Annotated in this window: 18 protein-coding genes; 14 read left to right on the forward strand and 4 right to left on the reverse strand. The window is 71.4% G+C overall.

All coding sequences use genetic code 11. The features are described 5' to 3' along the window. The first annotated feature begins 152 nt into the window (after nucleotides 1-152). From DGO_RS15440 to DGO_RS15450, 3 genes are all read left to right on the forward strand, one after another. On the forward strand, nucleotides 153-1,187 hold the full coding sequence (locus DGO_RS15440; RefSeq protein WP_226991529.1) for an EfeM/EfeO family lipoprotein: 1,035 nt from the start codon (nucleotides 153-155) through the stop codon (nucleotides 1,185-1,187). A gap of 19 nt (nucleotides 1,188-1,206) precedes the next feature. After that, nucleotides 1,207-3,579, forward strand: a complete 2,373-nt coding sequence (locus DGO_RS15445) for an FTR1 family protein (RefSeq protein WP_043804121.1) — start codon at nucleotides 1,207-1,209, stop codon at nucleotides 3,577-3,579. Between the two features lie 166 nt (nucleotides 3,580-3,745). Further along, the gene (locus DGO_RS15450; protein ID WP_043804288.1) at nucleotides 3,746-5,461 is read left to right on the forward strand and encodes an ABC transporter ATP-binding protein; all 1,716 of its coding nucleotides are present in this window, start codon (nucleotides 3,746-3,748) and stop codon (nucleotides 5,459-5,461) included. Nucleotides 5,462-5,502: 41 nt separating this feature from the next. Here the strand turns inward: DGO_RS15450 and DGO_RS15455 are convergent, their stop codons facing one another. Further along, nucleotides 5,503-6,432, reverse strand: a complete 930-nt coding sequence (locus DGO_RS15455; RefSeq protein ID WP_014695485.1) for a DUF4388 domain-containing protein — start codon at nucleotides 6,430-6,432, stop codon at nucleotides 5,503-5,505. 164 nt (nucleotides 6,433-6,596) lie between these two features. On the opposite strand from DGO_RS15455, the gene DGO_RS15460 reads away from it, so the two are divergent. From DGO_RS15460 to DGO_RS15510, 11 genes are all read left to right on the forward strand, one after another. Further along, nucleotides 6,597-7,112 carry a hypothetical protein gene (locus tag DGO_RS15460; RefSeq protein ID WP_014695486.1) on the forward strand — a complete coding sequence of 172 codons (516 nt, stop codon included), beginning with the start codon at nucleotides 6,597-6,599 and terminating at the stop codon, nucleotides 7,110-7,112. Nucleotides 7,113-7,202: 90 nt separating this feature from the next. Then, complete coding sequence (locus DGO_RS15465) at nucleotides 7,203-8,123, forward strand: C39 family peptidase (protein WP_014695487.1); 921 nt, start codon at nucleotides 7,203-7,205, stop codon at nucleotides 8,121-8,123. 156 nt (nucleotides 8,124-8,279) lie between these two features. Next, nucleotides 8,280-10,151 carry an APC family permease gene (locus DGO_RS15470; protein WP_014695488.1) on the forward strand — a complete coding sequence of 624 codons (1,872 nt, stop codon included), beginning with the start codon at nucleotides 8,280-8,282 and terminating at the stop codon, nucleotides 10,149-10,151. 119 nt (nucleotides 10,152-10,270) lie between these two features. Further along, nucleotides 10,271-10,870 carry a hypothetical protein gene (locus DGO_RS15475; RefSeq protein ID WP_014695489.1) on the forward strand — a complete coding sequence of 200 codons (600 nt, stop codon included), beginning with the start codon at nucleotides 10,271-10,273 and terminating at the stop codon, nucleotides 10,868-10,870. A 123-nt stretch (nucleotides 10,871-10,993) separates the two neighbouring features. Beyond that, the gene (gene coxB, locus DGO_RS15480; protein WP_043804124.1) at nucleotides 10,994-11,956 is read left to right on the forward strand and encodes a cytochrome c oxidase subunit II; all 963 of its coding nucleotides are present in this window, start codon (nucleotides 10,994-10,996) and stop codon (nucleotides 11,954-11,956) included. Beyond that, complete coding sequence (locus tag DGO_RS15485) at nucleotides 11,953-13,656, forward strand: cytochrome c oxidase subunit I (RefSeq protein WP_014695491.1); 1,704 nt, start codon at nucleotides 11,953-11,955, stop codon at nucleotides 13,654-13,656. Before coxB ends, DGO_RS15485 begins: the two co-directional genes overlap by 4 nt. Then, nucleotides 13,653-14,240 carry a cytochrome c oxidase subunit 3 gene (locus DGO_RS15490; protein WP_014695492.1) on the forward strand — a complete coding sequence of 196 codons (588 nt, stop codon included), beginning with the start codon at nucleotides 13,653-13,655 and terminating at the stop codon, nucleotides 14,238-14,240. Before DGO_RS15485 ends, DGO_RS15490 begins: the two co-directional genes overlap by 4 nt. After that, nucleotides 14,237-14,824, forward strand: a complete 588-nt coding sequence (locus DGO_RS15495; protein WP_014695493.1) for a cytochrome c oxidase assembly protein — start codon at nucleotides 14,237-14,239, stop codon at nucleotides 14,822-14,824. Before DGO_RS15490 ends, DGO_RS15495 begins: the two co-directional genes overlap by 4 nt. Then, nucleotides 14,808-15,056 (forward strand): hypothetical protein, encoded by a 249-nt coding sequence (locus tag DGO_RS15500; protein ID WP_014695494.1) that lies wholly within the window; start codon nucleotides 14,808-14,810, stop codon nucleotides 15,054-15,056. Before DGO_RS15495 ends, DGO_RS15500 begins: the two co-directional genes overlap by 17 nt. Continuing rightward, entirely contained in the window at nucleotides 15,049-15,627 is a 579-nt protein-coding gene (locus DGO_RS23390) for a QcrA and Rieske domain-containing protein (protein ID WP_050920930.1), read from the forward strand. Before DGO_RS15500 ends, DGO_RS23390 begins: the two co-directional genes overlap by 8 nt. Then, entirely contained in the window at nucleotides 15,624-17,030 is a 1,407-nt protein-coding gene (locus DGO_RS15510; protein WP_014695496.1) for a cytochrome b N-terminal domain-containing protein, read from the forward strand. The genes DGO_RS23390 and DGO_RS15510 overlap by 4 nt, the downstream gene beginning before the upstream one ends. Before the next feature lie 109 nt (nucleotides 17,031-17,139). On the opposite strand, the gene DGO_RS15515 is transcribed toward DGO_RS15510, so the two are convergent. The 3 genes from DGO_RS15515 to DGO_RS21225 all read right to left on the reverse strand — a co-directional run bounded on the left by DGO_RS15515 (nucleotide 17,140) and on the right by DGO_RS21225 (nucleotide 18,814). Then, a complete protein-coding gene (locus tag DGO_RS15515) occupies nucleotides 17,140-17,616 on the reverse strand; it encodes a hypothetical protein (protein ID WP_145975433.1) in 477 nt (158 codons plus the stop codon). A 55-nt stretch (nucleotides 17,617-17,671) separates the two neighbouring features. Beyond that, nucleotides 17,672-18,220, reverse strand: coding sequence for a hypothetical protein (locus tag DGO_RS21220; RefSeq protein WP_145975434.1), 549 nt, complete (start codon nucleotides 18,218-18,220; stop codon nucleotides 17,672-17,674). Between the two features lie 129 nt (nucleotides 18,221-18,349). After that, entirely contained in the window at nucleotides 18,350-18,814 is a 465-nt protein-coding gene (locus tag DGO_RS21225) for a hypothetical protein (RefSeq protein ID WP_014695499.1), read from the reverse strand. Between the last annotated feature and the right edge of the window lie 32 nt (nucleotides 18,815-18,846).

Consider the following 18,846-nt stretch of genomic DNA (forward strand, 5'->3'; position numbering starts at 1 on the left):
GCAGCGTCCCAGAAAATCCGGACGTCCAATTGCGGCCCCGTCACCTTCTGAGCCGGGCGTTAAGTGCGCCGGAAGCCCGACGTCCGGTCAGCTGTCCTGGACCGCTTCCTTCCAAAGTTGACTTTCCGGGTCGGATTAATCAACCTTATGGCATGAACAGGATGTGGATGCTGGTGGTGGCCCTGGGGGGCACCGGAGCCTGCGCGCAGGCAGGCGCGGCCGACCTGAGCGGCGTCAAGACCTATCTGGACGGCCGGCTGGGCCGCATGGTGCAGGGCACGCAGGCCCTGGGGACCGCCGCCGACCGCTATTACGAACTGGCGCGCGCCGCGAAGTTCGACTACCGCAGACTGGCCGCGCAGCCCCAGGCCGTGCGCGCCGCCCTGAACGCCGCGCGCGCCGGCTGGGAAAAGGCCAGCCCGCTGTACGAGGATGTCGAGGGCATCGTGGCGGGGGTCGAGTCGCTCAGCCGCTTCGACGTGATCCTGGACGCCGGAACCAGCGCCGCCGAGGGGGGGGAGAATGTGGTGCCCTTCGACCTCAAGTTGCCCAGCGGCCGGGTCCTCGCCAGACCCGGCAACCTCTTCGGCGTGAACGAGGGCGCGCTGTGGGGCACGGTGAAGGCCTACAGCAGCGGCGTGCCCTTCGACCTGAACGGCAACGGCAGGATCGAGTTCGGCGAGCAGCTCCCCGACGCGAACGTGCTCAAGGCGGCGGCGGCCGAACTCGGCGCGCAGGGGCGCGCGCTTCAGGCGGCGGCCCAGGCCTGGTCGCCCACCCGCGAGGACGTATTCGGGGCGCTGATCGGCAACGTGCCCACCGTGGGGCCGGTGTTTTTCGAGGACTGGAAGACCAGTCCCTTCGTGCTGGGCGCGAAAAGCACCCGCAAGGACTTCGTGGCGATCTCGCGCATGTCCGATCTCGTGGGCAACGTCGGCTCCTGGCAGGCGATGTACCGGGGCCTGAGCGCCGACGTGAAGGCCCGCAATCCGGCGCTGGACGGCCAGATCGGGGCGGGGCTGCGCGACCTCTCGGCCCTGGCCGGGCGCCTCGTGGCCCGCGAGAAGACGCGGCGCTATACCCCCGAGCAGGCCGAAGCCTTGCAGAAGGAAGCCCAGAACCGCGCCACCGTGGTCGCCGGCCGCATCACCCAGGCGGCGGCCCTGCTGGGGGTGAAGGTCCAGTGACGGCCCGAGGACAAGTCCAGTGACCGGTCGCGTCCCGGCACTTCTCGCGCCCGCCCTGGCCGCGCTGCTGGCGGGCACGGCCCCCGCACAGACCGCCCAGCCCGCGCAGACTGCCCAGCCCGCAGCGTCCCCGACGGCCGCCGCCCCCGCCCGCGATCTCGCCACCCCCGCCGAAACCATGCGGGCCCGGCTGGCCGACGCCGCACTGGAACTCGAGTTCGACCGCGCCTCGGCCGCCGCGCTCGTGGGGCAGGCGCGCGCCGCCTATGCCCAGATCCGTGCCCCCTGGGTGCAGGCCGACCCCGACGCCGCCCGCGAGGTGGACAGGGCCCTGAAGGCCGCCGCCGGAGCCGCGCAGGCGGGCGAGACGCCTGCCCTGGGCCGCGCCGGGGCCGAGGCCTGGACCGCGCTGCTGCGCGGAGCCTACACCGGCCTGGAGACGGCCCTGCGCGCCGGGGACGCGGGCGCGGCGCGCGACTGGCTGGCCGTGCGCGAGTTCCGGGTGGCGAGCAGCCTGACCCGCCTGAGTGCCGACGCGACCGGCGCGGTCGAGGCGCTCGCCCAGGGCAAGGCGTCGCCTCAGGACGCCCTGAACGCGGTGCGCAGCGACGTGCTCGACGGCTATCAGGCCCGGCTGCTGGGGGCCCTGGCCGATCTCCAGACGGCGCGCGCCCGGGGGTTCCGCACGCTGGAGGCCGAACAGGCGGCGCTCGCCCAGGGGTATTTCGCGCTGCTGCGCCCCGCCTACGTCGCCCAGCGCGGCGAGGCGGCAGCGGCGGCCCTGGACCGGCACTTCGCGGCCCTGCCCGGGGCGCTGAGCGCCGTCACGGCCGCGCTCGAAGGTTTCCGCGCCGCCCCGCTCTCGGTGCGCGAGGTGCAGGCGCGCGCCTCGCAGGCCACCCGCTTCCTGTCGCTGGTGCCGGTCGAGTACGCGCGCGGCGTGAAGGCCGGCGGTGCGGGCGCGGTCGTCACGCAGCCGGTGGAGGTGAACGAGGCCCGCACCTTCCTGAACGGGGCGGTGACCGCCTACGCCGACCTCGCGCCGCTGCTGCGCGACCAGGCGGCGGCCCGCGCACTCGGGCGCGACCTCGCGGCCCTGAACACCTCGCTCTCGGTGCCGGCCCTGGCGAGGACTGTCCCTGCCCCCGGCGACGTGTCGGCCCAGGTCGGCGCGTTGGGCACCCGCCTGAGCGCCGCCTTCCCCGCCGAGTGGAAGGCGCACGACGCGGGGGCCGACCTCGACGTGGTGCGCACGCAGCTGGGCGCGGTGGTGGCCGCCGCGCAGGCCCGCGACTGGGCAGCGGCCGAGACGGCCCGGCTCGACGCCTACGCCCTGCTCGAAAGCGGCACCGAGGCGCGCATCGCCGTGTTCAACCCCGACCTCAAGGCGCGGCTGGAAAACCAGATCTGGAACGGCCAGCACCCCCAGGGCCTCGCCGCCCTGATCCGCGCCCGCGCGCCGCTGGCCGACTTCCGCGAGACGCACGCCGAACTCCAGGCCACCCTCAAGGAGGTCGCGGGCGTCCTGGGCACCGAGGTCGCGCCCGCCGCCGTCGCCACCAACGCGGGCATCATCGTGTTCCGCGAGGGGCTCGAAGCCGTGCTCATCCTCGCGGCCCTGATGGGCAGCCTGCGCCGGGGCGACGCCGTGCGCCTGCGCCGCCCCATGTGGCTGGGCGCGGCCGGGGCCTTCGCGGCGACTGCCGTGACCTGGGTCATCATGCAGGGCGCCCTGTCACTGCTGGGCCGCTACGGCGAAAAACTGGAGGCGGTCGTCAGCGTGATCGCCATCGGCGTGCTGCTGCTCATCATGAACTGGTTTTTCCATCAGGTGTACTGGACCGACCGCATGGCGTCCTTCCAGAAGCACAAGCACGAGCTGGCGCACGGCCCGCAGTCCCGCACCGCCGCGCGCGCGCAGTGGTGGGGGCTGGCGGTGCTGGGCTTCACGTCCATCTACCGTGAGGGCTTCGAGACGGTGCTGTTCTTGCAGTCGCTGGTGCTCCAGGCCGGGGCCGGCGCGGTGCTGGGCGGCACGGCCGCCGGGCTGGTGGCGGTCCTGGGGGTGGGCGCGGCCGTGTTCCGTTACCAGGCCAGGCTGCCCATGAAAAAACTGCTCATCCAGACCGGCGGCCTGATCTGCGCGGTCCTGGCGGTCATGGTCGGCAACACGGTGCATACGCTGCAACTCGTGGGCTGGCTGCCGGTACACCCGCTGCCCCTGGACCTGCCCGCCTGGATGGGGCTGTGGTTCGGGCTGCACGGCACCTGGGAGGGCGTGGTGTTGCAGGTCGCGTCGGTCGTCGCCGTCATCGGGTCCTTCTACGCCGCCGAGGCCCTCAAGGAACGCGAGCTGCGCGCCAAACGTGCCGGAGCGGCCATTCCTTCCTGAGCCAAGCTGCGGCCACCGCCGACGCCGCCCTGCCGGACTCTCTGGCGGGGCGGCGTCCTGCCGGGTGTACCCGCGCGTCCGGGCCGGTCCGCGCTGCCCGGACAGTCGAGGGTCTGCCAGTCACCCCATGCACTAGTGTCGTTCCCGAGGGAGTCCCATGAATCCGCTGCTGTCCAGATTCTTCGCCTATTACGCGCCCTACCGGGGGCTGTTCCTGCTCGACTTCGGCTGCGCGGTGCTCTCGGGCCTGCTCGAACTGGGCTTTCCCATCGCCGTGCAGGCCTTCATCGACCGCCTGCTGCCGGGCGGGCAGTGGGGGACCATCGTGCTGGCGGGCGCCGCGCTCATCGCCGTGTATGTCCTGAACACCGGGCTGATGGCGGTCGTGACCTACTGGGGCCACATGCTCGGCATCAACATCGAGACCGAGATGCGCCGCAAGGCCTTCGCGCACCTCCAGACGCTGCCCTTCAGCTACTTCGACAACGTCAAGACCGGGCAGCTCGTCGGGCGGCTCACCAAGGACCTCGAAGAGATCGGGGAGGTCGCCCACCACGGCCCCGAGGACCTGTTCATCGCCGTCATGACGCTGCTGGGGGCCTTCGCGCTCATGTTCACGGTGCATCCGGGGCTCGCGGTCCTGACGGCCGTCATCGTGCCGGTCGTGCTGTGGGTCACCACGCGCTACGGCAACCGCATGACCGCCAACTGGCGGCGGCTCTACGACTCGGTAGGCAACTTCAACGTGCGCATCGAGGAGAACGTGGGCGGCATCCGGGTCGTGCAGGCCTTCGCCAACGAGGCCCACGAACGTGAACTTTTCGCCCGCGACAACGCGCGCTACCGCTCGACCAAACTGGAAGCCTACCGCATCATGGCGGCGAGCACCTCGCTCAGCTACCTCAGCATGCGCCTCACGCAGATGATCGTGATGGTGGCGGGGGCGTATTTCGTGTTGCGCGGCGGCCTGAGCGCCGGGGGCTTCGTGGGCTTCCTGCTCCTCGTGAACGTCTTTTTCCGGCCCATCGAGAAGATCAACTCGGTGATCGAGACCTACCCCAAGGGCGTGGCGGGTTTCCGGCGCTACCTCGACTTCCTCGACACGGCCCCCGACATCCGCGACCGCCCCGGCGCCCGGGTGGCCCCGGCCCTGCGCGGCGACATCCGCTTTCAGGACGTGTCCTTCGGCTACGGCGTGGGCCGCGAGGTCCTGAGCCACGTCTCGCTGGACATCCGCCCCGGCGAGACGGTCGCCTTCGTCGGGCCGTCGGGGGCGGGCAAGACCACGCTGTGCTCGCTGCTGCCGCGTTTCTACGAGGTCACGGGCGGGCGCGTCACGGTGGACGGCCAGGACATCCGGGACCTGACCCTCGCCTCGCTGCGCGGCCAGATCGGCACCGTGCAGCAGGACGTGTTCCTGTTCGGCGGCACCCTGCGCGAGAACATCGCCTACGGGCGCCTGGGAGCGGGCGACGCCGAGATCCTGGAGGCGGCCCGCCGGGCGCGGCTGGGGGAGGTCATCGAGCTGCTGCCGCAGGGCCTGGACACCCTCATCGGCGAGCGCGGCGTGAAGCTCTCGGGCGGGCAGAAACAGCGCCTCGCCATTGCCCGCATGTTCCTGAAAAACCCGCCGATCCTCATTCTGGACGAGGCGACCTCGGCGCTGGACACCGCCACCGAGCGCGCCATCCAGGCCTCGCTGACCGAGCTGGCGCGCGGGCGCACCACGCTGGTCATCGCCCACCGCCTCGCCACCATCCAGAACGCCGACCGCATCGTGGTGGTGGACGAGTCGGGCATCGCCGAGCAGGGCACCCACGCCGAACTGCTCGCCCGGGGCGGGCGCTATCACCAGTTGCACGAGGCGCAGGCGCGGGCATAGGCCGGCAGGGGGGCGGAACCGGCCTCGCCGCCCCCTGGCCCTCAGAAGGTGTGCATCAGCCTGTCGAATTCCTGGCGGCCCTGCACGATCTCCACGAGGCCGTCGCGGTGCAACGAGGCGAGGACCGTCATCGTCTCGTCGGCGGCGAGGTTGAGGACCGACTGGATCTGCCAGACGTTCTGCTGGCCGTCGATGTGCTTGAGAAAGAGGTTGGCGCGCAGGTTGCCCGGCGGGTGCTTGGTGCTGTCCAGCGGCAGGCGGCGCGGCACGATGAAGCGCAGCCCCAGCAGGTTCGTCTGCTCGATGGCCCCGTGTTGCAGCAGGCCCCGGATCGCCTCGCTCACCTCTTCGGTCTGGAGGCCCGAGCGCTGCACGACCCGGCTCAGGGTGCGCCGGCCGTTGATCCAGCGCAGGACCTGCCAGCTGCGCACGTCCACCGTGAACTCCTGCTTGAGGTCGGCGAGCTGATAGACCATGCCCAGGGCGAGCGGCTGGCGGCCGAGGGTCTGGGCCAGGAACTCGGTGCCCTCGATGCTGGCGGTCGGGGAGGGCAGCGTCTGGGCTGGCCCCAGGTCGTAGGGCAGGTCGGTCTGGCTCAGCAGGTGGTCCAGGGTCTCGCGCACCTGCTGTCGCAGCGCCGCGCGCAGTTGCAGCCCCGTGATGCGCCGCTTGCCCAGGAAGTACTGCCCCAGGCTCTGCCCGCTCGCCAGGGCCGGGGCGATCTCGGTGGGGTCCACGAAGTGGTGCTGGATCAGGACCTCGCCCAGCAGCCGGTAGCCGCTGGCCGCCTCCAGCCGGCCCTCACGGACATAGAGCGTGATGCCCAGGCCCCGGACACTGACGACCCGGCTGAGTTTGTGGCTCACGAGGTAACTGAGCATCTCCCAGAAGGGCGGGTCCCCCCGGCCCTCCAGGTGGGCCGCGTCGGGGCGTGGGGGCGTCGCAGGGCGCAGGGTGTCGGCAGGAAACATACCGCTTATCGTGAGACGTCTTTATCAGGCACATATTTGTGAGGTTTTTCAAGGACGGATCGGATAAAGGCGCCCGGGACGGCTGGAGGGGGAGACGTTTTATGGCCCAGGTCACGATTGCCCGGAAGGAGACGTGGCTTAATCCGATCAGGATACTCAGGTATATGACCCAGACCCCCCTGCACACCGAGGCCGTTTCCGCCCACTTTCCCAGCGCCGACGTGCTGGCACAGTTGCTGGCTGCCGAGGCGGTGCTGGCCTGTCTGACCGGGCGTGCGCCGCTGCGCCTGGAGACGGTGAGGCTGGGGGCGGGGGGCGTGACCTACGCCGCCACCCCCGACCCGCGCGCCATGCGCAGCAACCGGGGGCTGCTCGACGAGGTCGTCATGACGGCGCTGGCGCCGGGCGTGGCGGCGGAGCTGCTGGGGGTCGCGGCCCCCACGCCCGGCCGTGATCCCCGCGCCCTGCTGGCCGACGCCCTGACCGAACCCGAGGAACTCGCCACCCTCGACGCCTATCTGCTCGTCCTGAAGGGCCGGGCGCGCGCGGCGCTGCGCCGGGCCTGGGCCGAGGTGCAGGTGGTCGCCGCCGGTCTGCGCGAATACGGCGTCCTCGATGCTCAGGCCGTGGGCCACCGCGTGGCCTGCGCCCAGGGCATCCGGGGCACGCTGCTCAACTGAACCGGGGCCGCGCCGCGCCCGGCGATTTCCGCAAGGTCTGCTCAAGCCGGGGCCGTGTCACCGCCCCCGCCGTTTCCCCCACAGTAGGCCATGACCTGCCCGTCTGCCCGCCTGACGTCCACGCTCCTCTGCGCTGCGGGCCTGGCCTTCGGTGCCTGCCTGCCGGGGCTGGGAGCGGGGGCCGCGCCGGCCAGCGTCACCCTCTCGAACATCCGCCACGAGTTCCAGGGACCGGACAACTGCGGCCCGGTCACGGCCATGACGGTCCTGGGCTACCACGGCACGCGCGTGACGCAGGCGCGGGCGGCCTCGGCCCTCAAGGATTTTCCCGGCGACCCCCAGGTCACCAGCCTGGAACTCGCGGCGTACCTGGGGCGTTTCGGCCTGCGCAGCGTGATCCGCTCGGCCGGGACCCCGGCCCTGGTGCGCGAACTGGTGGCGCGCGGGCTGCCGGTGGTCGTGCAGCAGCGCCTGCGGGCGGGCAGCAACGTGGCGCACTTCCGCACGGTGTACGGCTACCGCGCGGGGCGGTTCCTGGTCAGCGACCCGTTGCTGGGGCCGGCGCTGTGGCTCAGCGAGGCGCAGTTCACGGACCTGTGGCACTTCTACAACGGCGAGTACCTCGTCGCCTACCCGGCGGGCAAGGAGCGGGACGTGCAGGCCGTGCTGGGCCAGGACATGCGCGCCGCCGCCAACTGGGCGCGCCTCAAGCGCGTGACCGAGGCGCGGGCGAAAGCCCAGCCCGGCGACCCCTACACCTGGTGGGGGCTGGGCAAGGCGAACCTGCGCCTGGGCAACGTGACGGCCGCCGCCGCCAACTTCGACCGCGCGGTGGCGCTGGGGGTCCCCCGGCTGTATTTCCTCTACCGCCAGGAAGCCTTCGAGGCCTGGACCAGGGCCGGACATCACAGCAAGACCCTGCGGTACACCCGCCTGGCCCTGAACACCTTCCCCGACAGCAAGGAGCTGCTGCACTTCCGGGGGGTGGCCCAGCGCGGCCTGGGCGGCTGAACCGGGCCGCGCCGCCTGTGGGGGCTGCTGGTCAGGTGGCCAGACCCGGCCTGCCAAGTGGCCAGTGTCAGGGCGCGGCCCACAGGCCTAGCGTGACGCCGTGGACTGTTCCTGTTCCTTCTTCCGCCCCCTGGCCTGCTTCTTTCCCGGACCGCCATGTCGCTGCTGACCTCGCTGCTGGGTCGCCGCCTGCGGAGTGCCGAGGAGGGCGAACAGAAGGTCGGTCCGGCGACCGGCGTGCCCATGCTCGGCCTGGACGCACTCGCCTCGGCCGCCTACGGTCCCGAGGCCCTGCTGACGGTCCTGCTCCCGCTCGCGGCCCTGGGGCTGGCCTACGTGCTGCCGCTCAGCGCCGTCATCGTCGTGCTGCTCGCCCTGGTCTTCCTGTCCTACCGGCAGACCATCGCCGCCTACCCCAACGGTGGGGGGTCCTACACGGTCGCGAAGGCGAACCTCGGCGTGCGCGCGGGCCTCGTCGCGGCCGCCGCCCTGATGCTCGACTACGTGCTGGTCGTGGCCGTCGGCATCTCGGCGGGGGTCGGCGCGCTCATTTCCGTCTTGCCGGGCCTTCAGCCCTACACGCTGCCGCTCGGCCTGGGCATCCTCCTGATCGTCACGCTCGTCAACCTGCGCGGGGTGCGCGAGTCGGGGGTGGCCTTCATGGTGCCCACCTACCTGTTCGTGGTGAGCCTGCTCGCCGTGCTGGCGACCGGGCTGGTCAAGACGCTGCTGAGCGGCGGCCACCCGCTGCCGGTCGATCCGCCGCCGCCCCTGATGCCCGCCAGCGGGGCGGCCCTGAGCCTGTGGCTGCTGGCCCGCGCCTTTTCCAGCGGCTGCACGGCCATGACCGGGGTTGAGGCCGTCGCCAACGGCACGACCGCCTTCCGGCCCCCGGTGGTGCGCAAGGCCCACGTCACCCTGAGCCTCATCGTCGGCCTTCTCTCCGCGCTGCTGCTGGGCATCGCCTACCTCGCCCAGGTCTACGGCGTCGGGGCCACCGAGCCGGGCGCGCCGGGCTTCGAGAGCGTCATCAGCCAGCTCGTGGGGGCCATCGTCGGCAAGGGCGTGTTCTATTACGTCACCCTCACCTCCATCATCATGGTCCTGTGCCTGAGCGCCAACACGGGCTTCGCCGACTTTCCCCGGCTGTGCCGGATTCTGGCGACCGACGATTTTCTGCCCCACGCCTACGCGGACCGGGGCCGGCGGCTGGTCTACACCGCCGGCATCCTGACCATCGCCGCCGCGTCGGCGCTGCTGCTCATCGGTTTCGGTGGCGTCACCGACCGCCTGATTCCCCTGTTCGCGGTCGGGGCCTTCCTGGCCTTCACCCTGTCGCAGCTCGGTATGGTCGTCCACTGGTGGCGGCTCGGGCAGCGGGGCGGGCCGCTGGTCGTCAATGCGCTGGGGGCACTCGGAACGGGCGTGGCCCTCGCCGTGATCCTCGTCAGCAAGTTCGCGGAGGGCGCGTGGGTCACCCTCCTGATCATTCCGGGGACCCTGCTGCTGTTCACGGCCATCCGGCGGCACTACGCCTCCGTCGCGGGCCAGACCGCCTCGGCGCTGCCCCTCGACCTCAGTGACCTGACCGCCCCCGTCGTCGTCGTGCCCCTGAAAACCTGGGACGCGGCTTCCCACAAGGCGCTGCGTTTCGCCATGAAGCTCTCGCCCGAGGTCTACGCGGTCCATGTGCAGACCCAGGAGGCGCAGGAGACCCCGGCCCTGGCCGACCGGTGGGCCGAACTCGTCGAGGAACCGGCGCGCCGGGCCGGGCGGCCCGTCCCCCGCCTGACCGAACTGAACTCGCCCTACCGCGCCCTGTTCGGTCCCCTGCTGGGGTTCATCGGCGGCCTGGAGCACCGCTACCCCGGGCGGCAGATCGCCGTGGTCATTCCCGAGCTGGTCGAGCGGCGCGCCCTGCACTATGTCCTGCACAACCAGCGGGCGACGACCCTCAAGATGCGCCTGTACTTCCGGGGCGACCGCCGCGTCGTCGTAATCAACGTGCCCTGGTATCTCGACGACTGAGGTCCGCTTTCCGGCCAGCGCGGGTGGCCGGATGACCAGTTCCGCCGCGCAGGGACGGGGACTAGCCTGAGTCAACGCACCGGCCCGGCGACAGGCCGCGCCCGAACAGAGGAGAGCAGATGGAAAGTCATACACGCGGCCGGGCGCTGAGCCTGCCCGAAGAACTGAAGCGGCTGGGAGCGCCGTCGAGACTGGTCGGGGCTCCGCCCTTCGCGGAGGTCTATCAGGCGGAACTCAGGCGTCTCGAAGCCGTCGCCGCCTCGCTGCTGGGGACCGCTCCTGCCGGGGCGGCCCCGGACACCTCGCCCTTCGGCGGCGCGGAGGGACAGGTCCCGGAACCGCTCGGCCGGTACCGCGCGGGCCTGACCTGGAGCTACTGCTCGCATGGGCTGATCCTCCACGCCCCCGGGCTGTGGGAAGAATTCGTCCGGAGCCATTTTCTGCCGCTGGCCTGGCCGGAGCTGGAGGAGGCCACCGACTACGAGCTGTGGAGCGCGGTCATGCCCGAGTTGTCCGGCCTGCGCGTCACGGTGGACACCTATGTCCGGCAGCGGTGGTTCGCCGGCGAGCACGGCCAGCAGGCGGCGGAGGTGCTGGCCTACCGGCTGTCGCGGGACGGCGCGTTTTCCGAGGTCATCCCGACCAACAGCTTCGAGAGCTTGTACCTGTACTGCCGGTCGAGGTTCAGGTCCCGCGTGCCGGCGGGCAGGGGAGCCTGACGCTGCCGGGCCGTCCGGGCGCTACCGTGTGGACGTGCCGCCCGCCGATGCTGCCGCTCCCTTTGCCTCTGCCCTCTTCCTCCGCCTGAATCCGCCCCCCCGTACCGACCGGGCCGCCGCGCCGTGAGTCCGCCGGGACTGCCCGTGCTGGAACCGGCGTCCTCGCTCGCCGCGCCGACCGGGCCGCTGATCTGGGTGACGCTGGGGCTGGGGGGCGTCGTCTTCGCCGTGGTGGCGGGCCTCACGCTGTACTTTTCCTGGCGTTACCGGCACCGGGGCGCGCGCGGCGAGCCGCCGCAGATTTTCGGCAACGGCCGCGACGAACTGATCTGGACGGGGCTGGCGCTCGCCGTGCTCGTGCTGCTGTTCGGGCTGTCGTGGGCCGCGCTGGGCCGCGTGGACCCGCAGGCGGGCCGGGAGGGGTCGCCCGACCTGATCGTGACCGGGCAGCAGTGGTTCTGGACCGCGAGCTACCCGGCGGCGGGGCGCGCGGTGCGCGTGGCGAACGAGCTGCACATTCCCACCGGACGCCGCCTGCTCGTCGAACTGCGCAGCGCCGACGTGATCCACGACTTCTGGGTGCCGCAGCTGGCGCGCAAGCTCGACGCCGTTCCGGGCCAGACGGGGCGGCTGTGGATCGGGGCCGACCGGCCCGGCACCTACCTGGGGGCCTGCGCCGAGTTCTGCGGCGCGCAGCACGCCTGGATGCGGTTTACGGTGGTCGCCCAGACCCCGCAGGACTACGCGGCGTGGCTCGCGGCCCAGGCCCGGCCCGCTGCCCTGCCCCTCGGCGGCGACGCGGCGGCGGGCGCGGCGCTGTTCGCCCGGCAGGGCTGCGCCGCCTGCCATATCGTGCGGGGCGCCGGAGTCGCGGGGGCCGGGGCCGGGGGGGACGTCGGCCCCGACCTGACCCACTTCGCCGCGCGGGGCATCCTGGCCGGGGGCGTCCTGCCCAATACGCCCCAGAACCTGCGCCGCTGGCTGCGTGACCCGCAGGCCGTCAAACCCGGCACCCGCATGCCGAACTACCGCCTGAACGGCCGTCAGCTCGGCGAACTGGTCGCCTACCTGGAGACGCTGCGATGACCACCCGCTCCGAAGACGCCTTTCCGGTGACCGAGGCCCTGCCGCCCCGCGCCGCCCGCAACTTCACGCGCTGGATCGCCAGCACCGACCACAAGGTCATCGGGCTGCTGTACCTGGGCCTGGGGTCGCTGTTTTTCCTGGTGGGCGGCCTGGAGGCCCTGGTCATGCGGGTGCAGCTCGCGCAGCCGGGCGGCACCCTGCTGCGCGGCGAGACCTACAACGAGTTCTTCACGTTGCACGGCACCACCATGATCTTCCTGGCGGTCATGCCGCTGCTGCTGGGCTTTTCCAACTACCTGCTGCCCCTCCAGATCGGGGCGAAGGACATGGCCTTTCCGCGCCTGAACGCCTTCGGCTTCTGGCTCACGGCTTTCGGGAGCGCGCTGCTGTACCTCAGCCTGCTCGAAGGCCCGCCCTCGGCGGGGTGGTTCGCCTACGCGCCCCTGAGCGAGCGGCCCTTCTCGATGAGCCTGGGCGTGGACTTCTGGGCGGCGGCGCTGCTGTTCATGGGCACCGGCACCACCCTGACCGCCCTGAACCTCATCGTGACCACCGTGCGCTACCGCGCCCCCGGCATGGGGCTGTGGCGCATGCCGATGTTCGCGTGGATGACCTTCATCAACGCCTGCATCATCACCTTCGCGCTGCCGGCCCTCAACGCCGCCCTGATCATGCTGGAGGTGGACCGTGTGCTGGGCGGGCGCTTTTTTCACCACGGGGGTAGCGCGCTGCTGTGGCAGCACTACTTCTGGTTTTTCGGGCATCCCGAGGTCTACATCATGATCCTGCCGGCCTGGGGCATCATCAGCGAGGTCATCCCGGTGTTCTCGCGCAAGCCCATTTTCGGCTACGAGTTCGTGGCGGGGTCCACGCTCGCCATCGCCGTGCTGAGTTTCGCGGTGTACGCGCACCACATGTTCGCGGTGGGCCTCGCGCAGCCGGTCAACCTCGCGTTTGCGGCCAGCACCATGCTCATCGCGCTGCCGACCGGCATCAAGGTCCTGAACTGGGTGGCGACCCTCTGGAAGGGCAGCATCCGTTTCGAGGTGCCCATGCTGTACGCCCTGGCCTTCTTGCTGCAGTTCACGCTGGGAGGCATCTCGGGGGTCAGCTTCGCGGTGCTGCCCATCGACTGGCAGACGACCGACACCTACTACGTGGTCGCGCACTTCCACTACGTCCTGATGGGCGGCACGCTGTTCGCGCTGCTCTCGGGGCTGCACTACTACTACCCCAAGATGACGGGCCGGATGCTGGGGCGCACGCTGGGCCAGCTCGCCTTCTGGCTCGTCACGCTGGGCTTCAACGGCGTGTTCCTGGTGCAGCACGCCCTGGGCCTGATGGGCATGCCCCGCCGGGTCTACACCTACCCCGATCTGCCCGGCTGGGGCACGCTCAACCTCATCTCGACCGTCAGCGCCTTCGTGCTGGGCATCGGGCTGGTGCTGGTGCTGGTCAACCTGTTCGTCAGCTTCCGGCTGGGCCGCCCGGCAGGGCAGAACCCCTGGCAGGCCTGGACGCTGGAATGGTTCACCGCCAGCCCGCCCGAGCCGGGCAATTTCACCGTGCTGCCGCCCATCCGCTCGCGCCGCCCGCTGTGGGACCTCGCGCACCCCGAGGACCCCGACCACCACCGCCCCAGCCGCCACGACCAGACCCACGGCCACATCCGCCCCGAGGAAAAGGAGCACGTGCAATGAGCCTGCGCGCCCGCCCGGCCGGCTCCCACGCCGCCCCGAGTGCCCGCCCGAACGGGTTCTGGGGCATGGCGATCTTTCTGGTGACCGACGCGGTGATGTTCACGCTGCTGCTGGTCGCCAACATCTACCTGCGCCGCCACGCCGGAGGCGACCCGCAGGCGCTGCTGGACCCCGCCGCCACCCTGCGCCTGAGCCTGGGCCTGTGGGCGTCGAGCCTGACCCTGGTGCTGGCCGAGCGCCTGCGGTCACGGGCCGTGCCCTCGGGCCTGCTGTACCTGCTGACGGGGGGGCTGGGGTTGGTCTTCGTGTTCGGGCAGGTGCAGGAATACGGGCGGCTGACGGCCCAGGGCGCGACGGTCGCCTCGGACCTGTTCTATACGGGCTTCTATACCGTGACCGGACTGCACGGGCTGCACGTGCTGCTGGGGGCGCTGCTGTGGCTGGTGGTGGGGACGCTGCGCCTGCGGGGCCGTCTGGGCCGCCGCCGCGAGGGGCTCAGTGCGGGCCTGGGCCTGTACTGGCATTTCGTGGACGCCGTATGGGTGGTGCTGTACGTCGCCCTGTACCTGTGGAGGGGGCCTTGAACCGCCCGGTCCTGCCCCGGCTCTGGCTGGCCGGCGCGGCCCTGGCGACCCTGGGCGCGCTGGCCCTGTACGCTTCGGGGGCCGCGGCGGCGCCGTGGAGTTTCAGTCGCCACATGGGCGCGCACCTGCTGCTCTCGCTCGCGGCGGCCCCGCTGCTGGTGGCGGCCTGGCCCGCCCCGCGCCGCCCGCGCGTGGGCGCGCTCCCCGGTTTCCTGATCCTGAACGCCGTGACCTACGGCCTGCACCTTCCGTCCGCCGCGCACGCCCTGATGACCCCGGCGGGTCTGGGCCTCGAAGCGGCGCTGTTCCTCGGCGCGGGCCTGCTGTTCTGGCTGGCGGCGGCGCGGGGCGGCCCGGCGGCGGCGGTCCTGCTGCTCGCCCAGATGGCGGCTTGCGCCCTGCTCGGCGCCGCCATCACCTTCAGCCGGGGCGCGTACCCCATGACGGCCCCGGCCGATACCGCGCTCGGCGGCGTGCTGATGTGGGTGGCCGGCGGCCTCGTGGTGATGGCTGCGGCCTTCGCCGTCCTCATCGGGCTGCTGGCCCGCTCCTCCGCAAAGGAATCCCATGAACAGCTCCTCTGACTCCCGGCCTGCGCCCTCCGACGTCCCCCTGCCCCCCGGCTGGTCCCGCCCCCGCGAGCTGCCCGAGGCCCGGCCCACGCTCGCCCCCGCGCTGCTCGCCTTCGGGCTGGCGGGGGGCACGCTGGGGCTGCTGGTGTCCAGCCGCGCGGTGCTCGTGCTCGGCGCGCTGGTCGCCCTGCTCGGCGCGGGCCTGTGGGCCTGGGCCGCCTATCAGGAGACGCGCGGTGAGTGACGCCCCGCCGGAGGTCGCGCGCCGCCGCATCCTGTCGGCCGCCGCCCTGGGCGCGGGCGGGCTGGCGGCGCTGGGGGCCGGCTACCCGGTCGCGCGGGCCATCCTCGATCCGGCGTTCCAGGCCGGCGGCCGGGGCGACTGGCAGGCGGTCGGCACGCTGGGCGACTTTCCGCTGGGACGCACGGTGCTGGTCACCTTCACGCGCCCCCGCGCCCAGAGCTACGCCGGGGCCGTGAAAAAGGACACGGCCTGGGTCACGCGGCGCGGCTCGGGCGGGCAGGGCGGCGACTGGCTGGCGCTGCACAACACCTGCATGCACCTGGGCTGCCCGGTGCAGCACCAGCGCGGCTCGGGGCTGTACTTCTGCCCCTGCCACGGCGGGGTCTACGACGCCGAGGGCGTGAACGTGGCCGGACCGCCCCGCATCCCGCTCCAGCGCCTGGGGATGCGCCTGCGCGGCGAGGTGGTCGAGTTGCGGCCCGCCGCCCAGCCGCTGCCGACCCTGGTCCTGCCCAGACTGCCTGAGCAGAGCGGCCCCCAACCCGGTCTGCCGGCCGAGGAGCGGCCATGACCCCGGACTCCCGCCCCCCCATGCGCGGCCTGCTGGGCTGGCTCGAAGACCGCACCGGCCTGGTCAGTGCCGCGCAGAAGGTCGCCGCCCACCGTGTGCCCCGGCGCAGCGGCTGGGCCTTCGTGTTCGGCAGCGCGACGCTGTTCGCCTTCGTGTTGCAGGTCGTCACCGGCATCACGCTGGCGATGTTCTTCGAGCCGTCCTCGGCCACGGCCTACGCCAGCCTGCAACACCTCTCGCGGCCCGGGTCCTTTGGGGCCATCGTGCGCGGCCTGCACTACTTCGGGGCGTCCTTGATGGTCGTGATGGTCGGCATCCACATGATCCGGGTGTACCTCATGGCGTCGTACAAATACCCGCGCGAGGTGCAGTGGCTCAGCGGCGTGGTGCTGCTGCTGCTCACCCTGGCGATGGCCTTTACCGGCCAGACGCTGCGCTGGGACCAGAACGCGGTCTGGAGCGTGGTCGTCGGGGCCGAGCAGGCCTCGCGCGCCCCGGTGGTGGGCCCCATCCTGGCCCGCTTCCTGATGGCGGGCGACACCTTGAACGCCGCCACCCTGTCGCGCCTGTACAGCCTGCACACCTACTGGTTCCCGGCGCTGATGTTCGCCCTGATCGGCCTGCATGTGGCGCTGGTGCTGCGCAACGGCATCAGCGAGCCGCCCACGCCGGGCCGCCGCGTGGACCCGAAAACGTACAAGCGGGAGTACCAGGCCCTCGTGAAGCGCGACGGCGTGCCCTTCTGGCCGGACGCGGCGTGGCGCGACGCCGTATTCGGGGCCGTGCTGATCCTGGCCGTGACCGCGCTCGCCTGGCGGCTGGGCGCGCCGCCGCTGGGGGCGGCCCCCGACCCCAGCATCGTGCAGGCCGACCCCAAGCCCGACTGGTATCTCATCTGGTATTTCGCGGCGCTGGCGCTGTGGCCCTACGGCGTCACCAACCTGATGATCATTCTCGCGCCGCTGCTGGCCTTCGGGGCCCTGTTCCTGCTCCCGCTGGTCAGCAACCGGGGGGAGAGGTCGCCCAGCCGCCGCCCCTGGGCCGTCGCCACCGTGCTCGTCACCGTCGGGATGGTCACGGCGCTGACGGTCGTGGGCCAGCGCGAGCCGTGGTTGCCGCACTTCGGAGCGGCCCCGCTGAGTGCCCGGACGGTCGGAAGCCGTGACCCGGACGTGGTGCGCGGCGCGGCCCTGTTCCACGACCAGTCGTGCATCCTGTGTCACCGCATCGGAGGGCAGGGCGGTGTCCGGGGCCCCGACCTCAGCGCGGTGGGGGCGCGCCTGACCGGCGACCAGCTGACCTGGCGCATCCAGAACGGCGCGGCGAGCATGCCTTCCTACGCCGGGGTGCTGACCGACCAGCAACTGCGCGACCTCGTCGCCTTCCTCGAGACGCGGCAGTAAAGGCCGCGCGGCCCCCTGGGCGCCCGGTTCCGGACAGGTCCCCTCCAGGGCAGGGGCGCTTCTGGAACCGGACGGCTCCGGAGTAGCGCCCCGACGCCTTACGGTCCCTTCAGTGGGCCGGACTGGTCTTGTCGCGCGTGAGCGGACCCGCCGGTGAGACGTCACTCGGGTCTTCCCAGGCCTGGGTCGAGAGGGAAGGCGCGCCCCTCAACTCCTCCGTGAGACTGAGGACACGCGTCGCCGCGGGCAACAGAAAACGCCACTGGGCCTCGTTCAGGTGCCGGAGGTTGAGTTTCTCCACCGCCTTCTGGAAGTCCACGACCATCAGGTACTCGATGTGTTTGCGCTCCAGGGGGACGATCCTGACCCCCTTCGATTCACGGAGCGGCAGCCCGCTGTCCAGAAAATACTCGTGCCCGGTCGTCACGGCCAGGACGTTGCCCGACAGGGCCGTGACCTCACAGACACGCCAGGGCCGGCCCAGCCGCATGACGCACATCCGGCTGCCCGGACGGATGTCCGTCTCTTCTTCGAAGGTCGTCAGCAGGTGAAGGAGATTCACCTTCTCGCGAGGTCCAGCAGTCATCCCCCTACTGTAGTTGACCTGAGGATCAGTAACCCCTGTTGTTGCGCCGCAAAGCTTACCAGCTGACCCCTATGCTGACGCCGCCCGAAAGCTTGCTCGTGTCCGTGTCGACGCCCATATTCACGCTGGCACTCCACCGCGGGTCTACGGCGGTCTGGGGAATCCCGCTGACGCCGTAGCTCAGCGACGCCAGTTTCCCGGAAGGACTGTAGGTGAAATAGACGCTCTGGTTCACGGTCTTCGGCGGGAGGATTTCGTAGGGCACGCGCGCGATCACGGCCCCCTGGCTGTTGACGACCCTGAACGTGCCCGCGTGGGGGGCCAGGGCCAGGGCGCTGACACTCTGGAGCTGGTTGGCCTGCAGGCGCAGCGGTGTCTGGGCGTCCCGGACGGCCAGGCGGGCGTCCTCCGCCTGCACGGTGACCTCCGCATTGATGTCCGTCAGCAGGGTGAAGGTCAGGGTCCCCGTCGAGTAGCCGGGCTGGAGCTGGAGCACCAGTCTGGACGGCTGGACCCGGACACTCTGCGCCGCGCCGAAGACGAGGGGGGCGGTCGGAACCGCGACCAGGCCAGGCGGAGGCGTGGGAGTCGCGGAGACGTTCACGGGCAGAAGGGTCAGCGGGACAGGCTCTGCAGCGGCGACAGAGGCGCAGAGCACGGACAGGGCAGTCAGGAGGATGCGCATAGGTAGCAAAAAGAGCGGCGCCGGGAAAGGCGCCGCTCTCGGTCTCCCTTACTTGAGGATGAGATCCACGGGCGTGACCGCCGTATCTGCCGCAGACATCGGGAACGTGAAGTTCGCCGGGCCGGTCAGGCCGGCATACTTCTCGGCATCATCATCGAAAGCAATGATGTACACGAGATTCACCGTTGCGCCAGCATTGGCGGGAACTGGGGTCGGCGCCGTCACGGTCACGTTGGCAGGCGCGCCGACTATCCCCGCCGTGATGGTGACTTTGCGGTCCGTGGTGTTGGTCACGGGAATCGTGATCTTGAAGGTGGCGCCGGGCCGGACCTGCGCACTGGGGATCTCCAGACTGGCCGCAGGCAGGGTGAACGACACGTTGCTGGCGTAGGTGCCGCTGGCGGTCACGCTGGCGGTGGCCGAGCCGTAGCCGGTGCTGGTGCTGGTGATGGCCGTGGCGGCGGTCGACAGGGCAAAGGTCAGCAGCAGGGCAATGTTCTTGATGTTACGCATGGATCTCCTCTAGGGACACGCTGGGCATGTCG

It is taken from the genome of Deinococcus gobiensis I-0 (assembly GCF_000252445.1).
In the GTDB taxonomy this organism is placed as follows: Bacteria; Deinococcota; Deinococci; order Deinococcales; family Deinococcaceae; genus Deinococcus; species Deinococcus gobiensis.

Coding starts and splice junctions, on each gene's coding strand:
- DGO_RS15440 (WP_226991529.1), top strand. CDS start 153: ATGAACAGGATGTGGATGCTGGTGGTGGCCCTGGGGGGCACCGGAGCC.
- DGO_RS15455 (WP_014695485.1), bottom strand. CDS start 6,432: ATGTTTCCTGCCGACACCCTGCGCCCTGCGACGCCCCCACGCCCCGAC.
- DGO_RS15460 (WP_014695486.1), top strand. CDS start 6,597: ATGACCCAGACCCCCCTGCACACCGAGGCCGTTTCCGCCCACTTTCCC.
- DGO_RS15465 (WP_014695487.1), top strand. CDS start 7,203: ATGACCTGCCCGTCTGCCCGCCTGACGTCCACGCTCCTCTGCGCTGCG.
- DGO_RS15470 (WP_014695488.1), top strand. CDS start 8,280: ATGTCGCTGCTGACCTCGCTGCTGGGTCGCCGCCTGCGGAGTGCCGAG.
- DGO_RS15475 (WP_014695489.1), top strand. CDS start 10,271: ATGGAAAGTCATACACGCGGCCGGGCGCTGAGCCTGCCCGAAGAACTG.
- DGO_RS15485 (WP_014695491.1), top strand. CDS start 11,953: ATGACCACCCGCTCCGAAGACGCCTTTCCGGTGACCGAGGCCCTGCCG.
- DGO_RS15490 (WP_014695492.1), top strand. CDS start 13,653: ATGAGCCTGCGCGCCCGCCCGGCCGGCTCCCACGCCGCCCCGAGTGCC.
- DGO_RS15500 (WP_014695494.1), top strand. CDS start 14,808: ATGAACAGCTCCTCTGACTCCCGGCCTGCGCCCTCCGACGTCCCCCTG.
- DGO_RS15510 (WP_014695496.1), top strand. CDS start 15,624: ATGACCCCGGACTCCCGCCCCCCCATGCGCGGCCTGCTGGGCTGGCTC.
- DGO_RS15515 (WP_145975433.1), bottom strand. CDS start 17,616: ATGACTGCTGGACCTCGCGAGAAGGTGAATCTCCTTCACCTGCTGACG.
- DGO_RS21225 (WP_014695499.1), bottom strand. CDS start 18,814: ATGCGTAACATCAAGAACATTGCCCTGCTGCTGACCTTTGCCCTGTCG.